This window comes from Streptomyces sp. NPDC058240 (genome assembly GCF_042882135.1).
Classification (GTDB): domain Bacteria; phylum Actinomycetota; class Actinomycetes; order Streptomycetales; family Streptomycetaceae; genus Streptomyces.
The window spans coordinates 1-12,984 of sequence record NZ_JBHVWT010000028.1; the positions used below are offsets into that span (position 1 = coordinate 1).

Below are 12,984 nucleotides of genomic sequence, written 5' to 3' on the forward strand. Positions count from 1 at the left end.
GCACGCTTCCCGCGTTGTCGTCGGTCGACGACGCTCCGCGTCGCCTCCCTCCTCCGCCTTGGAACCGCACGCACCAGACCGCGTCCGCTTTTCCGGTCCGAGGTCACCCGACAGCCTCTAAGGCGTGGGGTGCGTCTCGTCGTAGTGCTCACGGGCCCGGAGCACCTCGGGCATCCGGCCCTCGACGAGCTCGATCAGCGCGAGCAGCCGCTCGGCCACCTGCCGGCCCAGCGGCGTCAGCTCGTAGTCGACGCGCGGCGGATTGGTCGGCTGGGCCTCGCGGTGGACCAGACCGTCCCGTTCCAGGGCGTGGAGCGTCTGGGAGAGCATCTTCTCGCTCACCCCGTCGACCCGGCGACGGAGCTCGTTGAAGCGGAAGCCGCCTTCGTACAGCGCTCCCAGCGTCAGGCTGCCCCAGCGCCCGGTGACATGCTCCAGCGTGCCGCGTGAGGGGCACTGTCTGGAGAACACATCGAAGGCGAGCGCGTCCAGACGGGTCTTCTCGTCCATATCGAGCAGCGTACGCCCGCACAGCGCTCACCGCAGGAGCGCGCTTTCCCCGGGTGAGCGCTGTCCGGGGTGCGGGTCAGAAGCCGAAGTCCTGGGTCCACCAGGGGCCGCCGGAGCCGTAGTGCACACCGACGCCGAGCGTCTTGTAGTCGCAGTTGAGAATGTTCGCCCGGTGGCCGGCGCTGTTCATCCAGGAGTCCATCACGGCCTGCGCGTCGGCCTGGCCGCGGGCTATGTTCTCGGCGGCGAGGCCCGGCATACCGGCCTTCGAGGCGCGGTCCCAGGGGGTCCGGCCATCGGGGTCGGTGTGGTCGAAGAAGCCGCGGGCGGCCATGTCCTCACTGAAGTCCTGGGCGAGCGAGGCGAGCGAGGCACTGGCGGTCAGCGGGCTGCAGCCGACCTTCGCGCGCTCCTGGTTGACCAGGGCGAGCACGGCGGACTGGGTGGTCGGGGCCGCGGCGCTGCGAGTGGCGGGAGCCGAGGAAGGGGCCTTCGGCGCGGCCGACGACGTCTCGGCGGCGGGGGCGGTGCTCTTCCCGGTCCCGGCCGAAGCCTGCTCCGACGGTGTCGAGGGGGACTGCTTCGTTCGCTCGGCCAGCCCGGACGTCTTCGAAGGGGACGCGGGGGAACCGGTGGGGGACTCCGCCCTCGTCGGGCCCTCGGCCCGTCCGATGCCGCGGCTGGCCGGGGCGGACGCGGTGCCGCGATCGGCCGGGGCGGTGGTGGAACCGCCCTGGGTCAGCAGATCCGGTGAGCCCTCGGCACGCACCTGGTCGGCGGCGCCACCGCCGCCCGTGAGGGTGTCGCCGCCGGGCAGCAGGCCGGAGGCCACCGCCACGGCTCCCACGGCAAGGGCCGCGGAGACGCCGACCAGTCCCGTACGGACCGGTGCCCCGGACCGCTTCCGGCGGTGCCCGCCCTGGTTCCGGCCCGCGCTCCCCGCCGCGTGGTCCTCCGCGGCCGGAGCTGCGGCGGAGCGTCGGTGGCGTCCCATCTGCTGAGCCCTTCTGACGGTCTGGGCGCCTCTTCGGGCGTCAACACGCCTCACCCGTTCGAGTGAGGCCATTGCGTCGGGACTGTACGCCATGGCCTCACGGCAGGAAGTGCTCCCAGAGCAATTGGCCGGTTAGCGTTCGGGCATGAACGAAGAAGTACGACTCACCGCCTGGGTACGCGGCCGAGTGCAGCAAGTGGGGTTCCGTTGGTTCACCAGGGCAAACGCTCTGGAGATCGGTGGCCTCACCGGCTTCGCCCTCAATCTCGACGACGGCAGGGTGCAGGTCGTCGCCGAGGGGCGGCGGGAGAATTGCCACCGTCTGCTGGACTGGCTGCGCTCGGACGACACACCCGGACGCGTCGACGGAGTCACTGAGATATGGGACACCCCGCGCGGTGGTTACGAGGGCTTCGCGATCCGCTGATCCAGGTCCCGCCCGGGGGTGCGAAACAGGCCGTGTTCGGACCGTGTTCGAAGTGTGGCGAGGCGTTGCCGGGCGGGGCGCTCATCTGCGTACACATGAAATGACCTGCGGAATGACCGGGTGGTTGCCAAGATTCGGTTACCGTGCCAGGCTGCGGCAGTAAGGATGATCTCCACGCCCCGCAGGGCCCCCGCAGGAGAGTCGCGCCGCATGATCGTCGAGCCGCGCGCCCCTGGGCTGCCCGCCTCTACAGGGCGTGATCGTGTTGACCGTCAAAGTTTTTGGTGAGACGCTGAAATCCCCGCGCACCTTAGCTGTTTGGCAGAGCTGTTTGGCAGCAGAACAGCAGTGACGACAGAGCACTGCCGAGCACCGCGGGTGCGATTCCCTCACGACCCACACCGCATCGGTCGGTCACTCAGTGTGGAGGACCATCCATCATGGCAAAGGCGCTTCTCGGTTACGTCGGCGGTTCCGACCCGCGACTCCTCGCCGAGATGCGACGGCTCCAGCAGCGCGTCCAGGATCTCGAATCCGAGCTCGTACGGATTCAGGACGAGAACGACGCGCTGAACGCCGCCGCCCAGCACCAAGAGTCGCTGCTCGACAGCATCGACATCGACGTACCTCAGGCGGAGCCTGCGCTGACCTGACCGATGGCCCCAGGGGCCGGTCGGGCTGTACGCGTCAGCCGTCCGAGATCATCACCCGGATCGTCGCCGGATCATTGAAGATCACTGCTCTTGATCTGTCACCTTCGTGACATGTCCTTGATCCGTCATGCGCAGCTGCACCAGCAACACCGCACGTAACGTAACACCGCACAAGATTTACAAGGGGCGCTTCGGCGTCCCTTCTTTCTTTTCCCGTCCGGATTCTTTACCGCCCGGACCTGTGTGGGACCCGCCCCCGGCGTACACCCCTTCCCTTAACGTCTGATGTGCCCTGCACCTTCATCAGCGAAACCGAGAGCGAAAGGTAGAGTCCGGCGGCGTGCACCTCAAGGCCCTGACCCTGCGTGGTTTCAAATCGTTCGCCTCCGCCACGACGCTGCGGTTCGAACCCGGCATCACTTGCGTCGTCGGCCCCAATGGGTCCGGCAAGTCCAATGTGGTGGACGCGCTCTCCTGGGTCATGGGGGAACAGGGCGCCAAATCCCTGCGCGGCGGCAAGATGGAAGACGTGATCTTCGCCGGTACCACCGGGCGGCCGCCGCTCGGCAGAGCCGAAGTATCGCTGACCATCGACAATTCCGACGGCGCACTGCCCATCGAGTACGCCGAAGTGACGATCACTCGGATCATGTTCCGCAATGGCGGCAGCGAGTACCAGATCAATGGCGACACCTGCCGGCTCCTGGATATCCAGGAACTCCTCTCGGACTCCGGCATCGGCCGCGAGATGCACGTCATCGTCGGTCAGGGGCAGCTGGACTCCGTGCTCCACGCCGATCCGATGGGCCGTCGCGCGTTCATCGAGGAAGCCGCGGGTGTGCTCAAGCACCGCAAGCGGAAAGAGAAGGCGCTGCGGAAACTGGACGCGATGGGGGCCAATCTCGCCCGGGTCCAGGACCTCACCGACGAATTGCGGCGGCAGCTGAAGCCGCTCGGCCGGCAGGCGGCCGTGGCGCGCCGGGCCGCCGTCATCCAGGCCGATCTGCGCGACGCCAAGCTGCGGCTGCTCGCCGACGACCTGGTGCGGCTGCGCACGGCGCTGCGCAGCGAGATCGCCGATGAAGCGGCGCTCAAGCAGCGCCGGGAGGCCGCGGAGGCGGAACTCAAGGCGGCCCTGGCGCGCGAGGCGGAGCTGGAGGACGAGGTGCGACGGCTGGCACCGCGGCTCCAGCGGGCACAGCAGACCTGGTACGAGCTGTCCCAGCTGGCCGAGCGGGTGCGCGGCACGATCTCGCTGGCCGACGCCCGGGTGAAGAGCGCCGCCGCTCCTGAGGAGGAGGAGCGGCGCGGTCGCGACCCCGAGGACATGGAACGCGAGGCGGCCAGGATCCGTGAGCAGGAGGCGGAGCTGACGGCCGCACTGGAGGCCGCGGAGCACGCGCTGGAGGACACCGCGGCCCACCGCGCCGATCTGGAGCGGGAGTTGGCGGCCGAGGAGCGCAGGCTCAAGGACGCCGCCCGCGCCATCGCGGACCGCCGTGAAGGGCTCGCCCGGCTGAACGGCCAGGTCAACGCGGCCCGCGGCCGGGCCGGTTCGGCGCAGGCCGAGATCGACCGGCTGGCCGCCTCCAGGGACGAGGCGCGGGAGCGGGCGGTCGCTGCCCAGGAGGAGTACGAACAGCTCAAGGCCGAGGTCGAGGGCCTGGACGCCGGGGACCAGGAGCTCGGCGAGCAGCACGATGCCGCCAAGCGGGAGCTCGCGGAGGCGGAGGCGGCGCTCTCCGCGGCCCGGGAGGCGGTCACCGCCGCAGAACGGAAGCGGGCGGCGGTCGCGGCCCGGCGTGAGGCGCTGGCCCTCGGCCTGCGCCGCAAGGACGGCACGGGCGCGCTGCTCGGCGCGCAGGACCAGCTGTCCGGCCTGCTCGGCCCGGCCGCGGAACTCCTGACGGTGGCGCCGGGGCACGAGGTGGCGGTGGCGGCGGCACTGGGCGCGGCGGCGGACGCGGTCGCGGTGACGGACCCGGCCACGGCGGCGGAGGCGATCCGGCTGCTGCGCAAGCAGGACGCGGGGCGGGCCGCGCTGCTGCTGGGCGGGGTGCGGCGCGCCGGAGTCCCTGATCAGGGAGGTGCCCATGGTGCCGGTGTTGCCGCCGTTGTTGGTGGTGGCGCTGGTGGTGGTACGGATGCGTCTGCTGGTGGTACCGATGCGGCTGCTGTGCACGTACCCGGACAGGTGCAGGGGTCGGGCGAGGTGGATGGGGCGCTCGTGTCCGCTCATGCCGCGGCCGTTGCCGTGAGCGGGGGGCCCGCAGCAGGACCGCCCGCCGTGGCCGATCTCGTCCGCGGGCCCGTCGAACTGATGGGCGCCGTACGCAGGCTGGTGCGGGACATGGTGGTCGTCGGCACCCTGGAGGACGCCGAGGACCTCGTCGCCGTACACCCGGAGCTGACGGCCGTGACCGTCGAGGGGGACACCCTCTCGGCCCACTTCGCACACGGCGGTTCCGCCGGGGCACCGAGCCTCCTCGAAGTACAGGCTTCGGTCGACGAGGCCGCCGCCCAGCTGGAGGAACTGGCCGTGCGGTGCGCCGGGTTGACCGAGGCGCAGCGACTCGCGGGGGAGCGGCGCCGGGCCGCTGCCGGGCTGGTCGAGGAGCTCGGGGAGCGGCGCCGGGCGGCCGAGCGGGAGAAGTCCGGGGTGTCCCAGCAGCTGGGGCGGCTGGCCGGGCAGGCCCGTGGCGCGGCGGGCGAGGCCGACCGGACGACCGCGTCGGCCGCCCGTGCCCAGGAGGCCCTCGACCGGGCGACCGAGGAGGCCGAGGAGCTGGCCGAGCGGCTGCTCGTCGCCGAGGAGATGCCGGTCGAGGAGGAGCCGGACACCTCCGTGCGGGACCGGCTCGCCGCCGACGGTGCCAACGCCCGCCAGACCGAGATGGAGGCCCGCCTCCAGGTGCGTACCCACGAGGAGCGGGTCAAGGCGCTCGCGGGCCGGGCGGACTCCCTCGACCGGGGCGCCCGCGCCGAACGGGAGGCCCGCGCCCGCGCCGAGCGGCGCCGGGCCCGGCTGCGGCACGAGGTGGCGGTGGCCACCGCCGTCGCGTCCGGTGCCCGTCAGCTGCTCGCGCATGTCGAGGTGTCCGTCGTACGGGCCGAGCGGGAGCGGGTCGTGGCCGAGGCGGCGAAGGCGGAGCGGGAACGGGAGCTGGCGGCCGAGCGCGGCCGGGGCCGCGGGCTCAAGGGCGAGCTGGACAAGCTCACCGACTCCGTCCACCGCGGCGAGGTGCTCGGTGCCGAGAAGCGGCTGCGGATAGAGCAGCTGGAGGCGAAGGCGCTGGAGGAGCTGGGCGTCGAGCCGGCCGGGCTGGCCGCCGAGTACGGCCCCGACCAGCTCGTACCGCCGTCACCGGGCGCGGAGGGCGAGGAGCTGCCGCAGGACCCGGAGCATCCGCGCAACCGGCCGAAGCCGTTCGTCAGGGCCGATCAGGAGAAGCGGCTGAAGTCGGCCGAACGGGCGTATCAGCAACTCGGGAAGGTGAATCCGCTCGCCCTGGAGGAGTTCTCGGCGCTGGAGGAGCGGCACAAGTTCCTCTCCGAGCAGCTCGAAGACCTGAAGAAGACCCGCGCCGATCTGATACAGGTCATCAAGGAGGTCGACGAGCGGGTCGAGCAGGTGTTCACGGAGGCGTACCGGGACACGGCCCGTGAGTTCGAGGGCGTCTTCTCGCGGCTCTTCCCGGGCGGCGAGGGCCGGCTCGTCCTGACCGACCCGGACAACATGCTCGCGACCGGTGTGGACGTCGAGGCGAGGCCGCCCGGCAAGAAGGTCAAGCGGCTCTCGCTGCTGTCCGGCGGCGAACGCTCGCTCACGGCGGTGGCGTTGCTGGTCTCCATCTTCAAGGCCCGGCCGAGCCCGTTCTATGTGATGGACGAGGTCGAGGCGGCGCTCGACGACACCAATCTGCAGCGGCTGATCCGGATCATGGAAGAGCTCCAGGAGAGCTCGCAGCTCATCGTGATCACGCATCAGAAGCGGACGATGGAGGTTGCCGACGCGCTGTACGGCGTCTCGATGCAGGGCGACGGTGTCTCCAAGGTCATCAGCCAGCGCCTGCGCTGAAGCCTTACTCAATCTTCAAGATTTCAACGTACTTTTTGGGTATCTCTGAGTGAATGTGCGAAAGGTCCCGGATATTGACTTCGGAACATGAATGAATAGTGTCTGCGACGTCGTTTTTACCTTCAAGTGGTGGCAGTAGAGAAGTTATGCGCCACTTGGAAGAGTTCGCCCCCCGCACCTGACGACGCGGCCAGGCATCAGGAGTTCATGTGACCAGCACATCGCAGGGACCGCCGTCCGGAGCCCGAGCGGCCCACCCGGACCACCTCGGCCATGTCATCTTCATCACCGCGGCCGCCGCCATGGGCGGCTTCCTGTTCGGTTACGACAGCTCGGTCATCAACGGCGCCGTCGAGGCGATCCGCAGCCGCTACGACATCGGCTCGGGAACGCTCGCCCAGGTCATCGCCATCGCCTTGATCGGCTGTGCGATCGGCGCGGCCACCGCGGGGCGCATCGCCGACCGCATCGGCCGTATCCGCTGCATGCAGATCGCCTCCGTGCTCTTCACCATCAGCGCCGTCGGCTCCGCGCTCCCGTTCGCGCTCTGGGACCTGGCGATGTGGCGCATCATCGGCGGCTTCGCCATCGGGATGGCCTCGGTGATCGGCCCGGCGTACATCGCGGAGGTCTCGCCGCCCGCCTACCGCGGCCGGCTCGGCTCCTTCCAGCAGGCGGCGATCGTCATCGGCATCGCCATCTCCCAGCTGGTCAACTACGGCATCCTGCAGCTCGCCGACGGCGACCAGCGCGGCAAGATCGGCGGCCTCGAAGCCTGGCAGTGGATGCTCGGCGTGATGGTCGTCCCGGCCCTCCTGTACGGGCTCCTGTCCTTCGCGATCCCCGAGTCGCCGCGGTTCCTGATCTCGATCGGCAAGAAGGACCGGGCCAGGAAGATCCTGGAGGAGGTCGAGGGCAAGGGCATCGACCTCGATGCCCGGGTGGCCGAGATCGAGACCGCCATGCACCGCGAGCACAAGTCCAGGTTCGCGGACCTGCTCGGCAGCCGCTTCGGCTTCCTGCCGATCGTCTGGGTCGGTATCGGTCTGTCGGTCTTCCAGCAACTCGTCGGCATCAACGTGGCGTTCTACTACTCGGCGACGCTCTGGCAGTCCGTCGGCATCGACCCGACCGCCTCGTTCTTCTGGTCGTTCACCACGTCCATCATCAACATCATCGGTACCGTCATCGCGATGGTCCTGGTGGACCGAGTGGGCCGCCGGCCGCTCGCGCTGGCGGGCTCCACGGGTATGGCCATCGCCCTCGCCTTCGAGGCCTGGGCCTTCTCCGCGGACCTGGTCGACGGCAAACTGCCCAGCACCCAGGGCGTCGTGGCGCTCGTCGCGGCCCATGTGTTCGTGCTCTTCTTCGCCCTGTCGTGGGGTGTCGTCGTCTGGGTCTTCCTCGGCGAGATGTTCCCCAACAAGATCCGCGCCGCCGCGCTCGGCGTCGCCGCCTCCGCGCAGTGGATCGCCAACTGGGCGATCACCGCGAGCTTCCCGAGCCTGTCCGACTGGAACCTGTCGGGCACGTACATCATCTACGCGTGCTTCGCCACGCTCTCGATCCCCTTCGTGCTCAAGTTCGTGAAGGAGACCAAGGGCAAGGCGCTGGAGGAGATGGGCTAGAGCCGGCGCACCCTAAGGGCTGTCCCGACCGCCTCGCAGAACAGCCGCAGACTGCGCCACCCCTCCTCGACCGGCATCCCGCCGCACAGCGGATGCAGCACCAGGCTGTCCAGCTCCGCGACCGCCGCGGCGCACTCGTCCGGGGTGAGGACCCGGTAGACCCCCTCGGCCCGCAGCTCCGTCACCGTCGTTGCCGCCGAACGTACGGCGGAGCGGATGTCCTTGGACTGCCAGGAGGCGTACGTGCGCGCCTCGTGCAGGAAGTACTCGCCGTACTCCGCCCAGGTCCGGTCCGGGTCCTCCGACACATGCAGCAGCGGTGTCTCGGCGGCGGGCATCATGCAGAAGCCGTCGGTCCCGAACTCGGTCCGCCGCTCCTGGTAGTACGCCTCCAGCTCCGGCAGATGCGCGCTCGGGAAGAACGGCAGCCCGAACCGGGCCGCCCGCCGCGCCGCCGCCCGCGAACTGCCGCCCACCAGCAGCAGCGGGTGCGGCCGGGTGTACGGGCGCGGCGTGACGCGGACCGTACGGCCCCGGTACGGGAACGGCTCGCCGGTCCATGCCTGCAGCAGCGTCTCCAGGAGCTCGTCCTGGAGCCTGCCGCGCCTGCCCCACTCGACGCCCGCCTGTTCGTACTCCTCGGGCCGGTAGCCGATCCCCGCCACCGTCACCAGCCGGCCGGCGCTCAGCAGGTCCAGGACCGCGATGTCCTCGGCCAGCCGCAGCGGGTCGTGCAGCGGGCCGATGATCGCCGAGACGGTGACCGCGATCCGGCGGGTGGTGCCGAAGACGGAGCCCGCGAAGACGAAGGGGGAGGGCAGCCAGGAGTTGGCGGCGCCGTGATGCTCCTCGGTCTGCACGGTGTCGACGCCGTGCTCGTCGGCGTACGCGGCCATCTCCAGCGCGGCGCGGTAGCGGGCCGAGAGCGACTCGGGGGTGGCGTCGGGATCGACGAGATTGAACCGGACCACAGTGAAGGCCATGAGACTTGTCCCCATCGACGGGCGGACTCGGCGAGCCGGGACAGTAGCTGACGCAGCGTCAGAAGTGTAGGGGTGCGTTGTCGCCGCTCTCGCCGCCGTCCTCCCGGGCCCGTCCGGCGGAACGCGGCAGGGCCGCGTACAGGGCGGCGGAGACGGCGGTCGTGGCCGCCCAGCCCAGCCCCTGGCGCCCGATCCAGGTGGTGGCGAGCGGCCCGGTGAACCACCGCACGCCGGTGAAGAGCAGCCCCGTCGCCAGACCCGCGGCCCACGCGGCCACGGCCGGCACGGCGAAGCCTCCGGTGTACCAGTAGGCACTGGTCGGCGAGGTGTCCAGGAGTGCCACCGGATCGTACGCGCGACCCCGCAGCAGATCCACGCCGAAGACCCCGATCCATGCGGAGAACGTCACGGCGAGGAGCGTCAGAAAGGAGATGAAGGAATCCAGGAAACCCGCGGCCGCGAGCATCAGTGACGCGCCCAGGAAAAGACTGATGGCGGCATTCACGCCGACCGCCCAGGTGCGGGGGACCGGGAATCCCAGTGTCTGCGCGGTGAAACCGGCCGAATACAACGACATCGCGTTGATCAGCACCATGCCGGCCACGACGAAGACCAGATACGGCACCGAGAGCCAGTCGGGCAGCAGAGGGCCGACGAATGCGACCGGGTCGCGGGCGACGGCCAGCCCCGGCTCGGCGACCGCCATCACGGCCCCCATCAGAACCATCGGCAGATACACGACCCCGGCGCCGCCCACGGTCGCCCCGACCATCGCCCGGCCTGACGCCGTGTGCGGCAGGTAGCGGGCGAAGTCGGGGCCCGAAGGGGCCCAGCTGATACCGCCCGCCGCCAGGGTGCCGACCCCGGCGATCATCATCGCCGTCGGTCCGGCGGGCCTGCCCAGCACGTCCCGCCAGTCGGTCGCGTCGATCAGATGGACCAGTACGAGCACGCTGACGCCGCCGAAGAGATACGCCGACCAGGTGCAGCACACCCGCAGCGCCCCCATGCCCAGCCCCGACACCAGCCAGCTGCACCCCACGAAGGCGAGCAGGGTCACCAGGGTCATGCGGTGGCTGCCCGTGATGCCGAAGAGCAGATTCAGTACGGCGAGTACCGCGTAGGTGCCGGTGACCGCGTTCACGGCCTCCCAGCCCCAGCGGGCGACCCAGGTCAGCGCGCCGGGCAGCAGATTGCCGCGCTGTCCGAAAACGGCCCGGGAGAGCGCCATGCCGGGCGCCCCGCCTCGCCTGCCCGCGATCGAGACCAGGCCGACCAGCCCGAAGCCGATCACCGAGGCGATGGCCGCCACCGCCAGCACCTGCCAGAGATTCAGCCCGTTGAAGACGACGAGCCCCGCGCCGACGGTGAGGAGGAGCACGGTCAGGTTCGCGCCGACCCAGGTGGGGAAGAGGGTCCGGACCCGGCCGGTGCGCTCGTTGTCGGGGACGGGCTCCAGGCCACGGGTCTCCACGGGCAGGATCGTACCTTTACCGCCAAAAGGTGCATAACGGCCAATGGGATACTCGGGTGATCCTTCGGGGCGGTCCCCTCGGGCGGACGTGACTGATACTGGGTGGGTTATGGAATTCGTCATCCTTGCTGTAGTCATCGCCCTGGTCGCGGTCGGCGTGATCAGCGGGCTCGTGGTCAGCAGCCGCAAGAAGAAGCAGCTGCCCCCGGCACCGTCGAGCACGCCGACCATCACTCCTCCCGCCGAGCCCCATGTCGGCGAGGAAGCCGAGACGCCGCGCGAGGAACCGCGCCGCACCATCGAGGAGGTCGGCCCCCCCGAGGCCGGGGCTCCCGCCGAGGAGGCCCCCGAGGCCGTCGAGCCGGAGGCGCCCGCCGCCCCCGCCCTCGAAGTGCCCGAGCCCACCGCCGGCCGTCTGGTGCGGCTGCGCGCCCGGCTCGCCCGCTCGCAGAATTCCCTCGGCAAGGGGCTGCTCACGCTCCTGTCCCGCGACAACCTCGACGAGGACACCTGGGAGGAGATCGAGGACACCCTCCTCACCGCCGACGTCGGCGTCGCGCCCACCCAGGAACTGGTGGAGCGGCTCCGCGAGCGCGTCCGCGTGCTCGGCACCCGTACCCCCGAAGGGCTGCGCGCGCTGCTGCGCGAGGAGCTCCTGAACCTGCTCGGCACCGACTTCGACCGTGCGGTCAAGACGGAGAGCGGCCTCGACACCCCCGGCGTCGTGATGGTCGTAGGCGTCAACGGAACCGGCAAGACCACCACCACCGGCAAGCTGGCCCGGGTGCTCGTCGCCGACGGCCGCAGCGTCGTGCTCGGCGCGGCCGACACCTTCCGGGCGGCCGCCGCCGACCAGCTCCAGACCTGGGGCGAGCGCGTCGGCGCCCGCACCGTGCGCGGCCCCGAGGGCGGCGACCCCGCGTCGATCGCCTTCGACGCGGTGAAGGAAGGCATCGCCGAGGGCGCCGATGTGGTCCTCATCGACACCGCCGGACGGCTGCACACCAAGACCGGGCTGATGGACGAGCTCGGCAAGGTCAAGCGGGTCGTCGAGAAGCACGGACCGCTCGACGAGATCCTGCTCGTCCTCGACGCCACGACCGGACAGAACGGTCTGGTGCAGGCCCGGGTGTTCGCCGAGGTCGTGGACATCACCGGCATCGTGCTCACCAAGCTGGACGGCACCGCCAAGGGCGGCATCGTCATCGCCGTCCAGCGCGAGCTGGGCGTGCCGGTGAAGCTGGTCGGTCTCGGCGAGGGGCCGGACGACCTGGCCCCGTTCGAGCCGGAGGCGTTCGTGGACGCCCTGATCGGCGACTGACGCCTCGCGCCGCACCCGAAGAGCCCGACCGCATGATGCAGCTGCGGCCGGGCTCTTCGGCGTTACGGGACGGTGCGGGCGTCGGCGTGCTCAGCCGCACAGCGGCGCGCGATGGCAGCTGTACGCCAGCGTGCCCAGCAGCAGTCGCGCCTGCGGCGGCGCGGCCGCCGTGTCCAGCACCGGCGGGCGCAGCCACCGGACCGGGCCGAGGCCGCCCTCGTCGGACGGCGGGGCGGTGATGTGGCAGCCGGGCCCCAGCGCCCGCAGATCCAGGCCCGCGTCGTCCCAGCCCATCCGGTACAGCAGCTGCGGGAGCTCGGCGGCGGCGCCCGGGGCCACGAAGAACTGCGCCCGTCCGGCCGGGGTCACCGCGACCGGGCCGAGCGGCAGCCCCATCCGCTCCATCCGCACCAGGGCCCGGCGCCCGGCCGCCTCGGCGACATCGAGGACGTCGAAGGCGCGGCCCACCGGCAGCAGCATCGAGGCACCCGGCACCTGCGCCCACGCGTCGGCCGCCGCGTCGAGCGTGGCGCCCGCGGGGACCTCGGGGGCGAAGTCCAGCGGATGGGCGCCGGGGGAGGGGCAGTCCGCCTCTCCGCACGAGCAGCGGCCGGCCGCGGCCCGCGCTCCCGGCGCGACGGCCCAGCCCCACAGCCCCGTGTACTCCGCCACTGCCGTGCACCCGGCCGCCCGGCCACGGCGCCGTGAGCCGGTGCGCATCTCGCGGATGCCGCCGATCGTGAAGCCCATGCCCCCTCCAACGGGTCCGACTCGCCGGTGGTTACGACGGGGGGCGGAGTGGTGACGTTCCGCCGTCGCCGTCGATCCGGAGTGCGCCGGTGGTATTTGGGGTTGTGCGACATTGCCCGCGCGCCCCGATGCGCATCACTGCGCCCCCTGTTGATCGCCGTGTGTC

At 71.0% G+C, this 12,984-nt stretch carries 10 protein-coding genes; 5 read left to right on the forward strand and 5 right to left on the reverse strand.

Features of this window, described 5'->3' with window-relative positions:
- Positions 1-117 precede the first annotated feature (117 nt).
- Both ACFVX4_RS30075 and ACFVX4_RS30080 read right to left on the reverse strand, forming a co-directional pair.
- The gene (locus tag ACFVX4_RS30075; RefSeq protein ID WP_389983053.1) at positions 118-510 is read right to left on the reverse strand and encodes a winged helix-turn-helix transcriptional regulator; all 393 of its coding nucleotides are present in this window, start codon (positions 508-510) and stop codon (positions 118-120) included.
- Positions 511-586: 76 nt separating this feature from the next.
- Entirely contained in the window at positions 587-1,504 is a 918-nt protein-coding gene (locus ACFVX4_RS30080; protein ID WP_389983056.1) for a CAP domain-containing protein, read from the reverse strand.
- Positions 1,505-1,649: 145 nt separating this feature from the next.
- On the opposite strand from ACFVX4_RS30080, the gene ACFVX4_RS30085 reads away from it, so the two are divergent.
- The 4 genes from ACFVX4_RS30085 to ACFVX4_RS30100 all read left to right on the forward strand — a co-directional run bounded on the left by ACFVX4_RS30085 (position 1,650) and on the right by ACFVX4_RS30100 (position 8,290).
- Positions 1,650-1,931: an acylphosphatase gene (locus tag ACFVX4_RS30085; protein WP_189545860.1), complete on the forward strand. Its 282-nt coding sequence runs from the start codon at positions 1,650-1,652 to the stop codon at positions 1,929-1,931.
- 440 nt (positions 1,932-2,371) lie between these two features.
- Positions 2,372-2,584 carry a hypothetical protein gene (locus ACFVX4_RS30090; protein ID WP_018551753.1) on the forward strand — a complete coding sequence of 71 codons (213 nt, stop codon included), beginning with the start codon at positions 2,372-2,374 and terminating at the stop codon, positions 2,582-2,584.
- Between the two features lie 340 nt (positions 2,585-2,924).
- Complete coding sequence (locus tag ACFVX4_RS30095) at positions 2,925-6,662, forward strand: AAA family ATPase (RefSeq protein ID WP_389983059.1); 3,738 nt, start codon at positions 2,925-2,927, stop codon at positions 6,660-6,662.
- 209 nt (positions 6,663-6,871) lie between these two features.
- Positions 6,872-8,290: a sugar porter family MFS transporter gene (locus ACFVX4_RS30100; RefSeq protein ID WP_389983062.1), complete on the forward strand. Its 1,419-nt coding sequence runs from the start codon at positions 6,872-6,874 to the stop codon at positions 8,288-8,290.
- Here ACFVX4_RS30100 and ACFVX4_RS30105 read toward each other — a convergent pair.
- Positions 8,287-9,273, reverse strand: coding sequence for an LLM class flavin-dependent oxidoreductase (locus ACFVX4_RS30105; RefSeq protein ID WP_389983065.1), 987 nt, complete (start codon positions 9,271-9,273; stop codon positions 8,287-8,289). The genes ACFVX4_RS30100 and ACFVX4_RS30105 overlap by 4 nt on opposite strands.
- A gap of 58 nt (positions 9,274-9,331) precedes the next feature.
- On the reverse strand, positions 9,332-10,747 hold the full coding sequence (locus tag ACFVX4_RS30110; RefSeq protein ID WP_389983068.1) for a purine-cytosine permease family protein: 1,416 nt from the start codon (positions 10,745-10,747) through the stop codon (positions 9,332-9,334).
- Between the two features lie 109 nt (positions 10,748-10,856).
- Here ACFVX4_RS30110 and ftsY point away from each other — a divergent pair, with 109 nt between their 5' ends.
- The gene (ftsY, locus tag ACFVX4_RS30115) at positions 10,857-12,068 is read left to right on the forward strand and encodes a signal recognition particle-docking protein FtsY (protein ID WP_389983071.1); all 1,212 of its coding nucleotides are present in this window, start codon (positions 10,857-10,859) and stop codon (positions 12,066-12,068) included.
- A 90-nt stretch (positions 12,069-12,158) separates the two neighbouring features.
- Here ftsY and ACFVX4_RS30120 read toward each other — a convergent pair whose 3' ends face one another.
- Positions 12,159-12,818, reverse strand: coding sequence for a bifunctional DNA primase/polymerase (locus ACFVX4_RS30120; protein ID WP_389983074.1), 660 nt, complete (start codon positions 12,816-12,818; stop codon positions 12,159-12,161).
- Between the last annotated feature and the right edge of the window lie 166 nt (positions 12,819-12,984).

Bases quoted from the DNA above. Each gene is read 5' to 3' on its own strand.
- ftsY (WP_389983071.1), top strand. From the start codon at position 10,857: ATGGAATTCGTCATCCTTGCTGTAGTCATCGCCCTGGTCGCGGTCGGC.
- ACFVX4_RS30075 (WP_389983053.1), bottom strand. From the start codon at position 510: ATGGACGAGAAGACCCGTCTGGACGCGCTCGCCTTCGATGTGTTCTCC.
- ACFVX4_RS30090 (WP_018551753.1), top strand. From the start codon at position 2,372: ATGGCAAAGGCGCTTCTCGGTTACGTCGGCGGTTCCGACCCGCGACTC.
- ACFVX4_RS30105 (WP_389983065.1), bottom strand. From the start codon at position 9,273: ATGGCCTTCACTGTGGTCCGGTTCAATCTCGTCGATCCCGACGCCACC.
- ACFVX4_RS30080 (WP_389983056.1), bottom strand. From the start codon at position 1,504: ATGGGACGCCACCGACGCTCCGCCGCAGCTCCGGCCGCGGAGGACCAC.
- ACFVX4_RS30120 (WP_389983074.1), bottom strand. From the start codon at position 12,818: ATGGGCTTCACGATCGGCGGCATCCGCGAGATGCGCACCGGCTCACGG.
- ACFVX4_RS30085 (WP_189545860.1), top strand. From the start codon at position 1,650: ATGAACGAAGAAGTACGACTCACCGCCTGGGTACGCGGCCGAGTGCAG.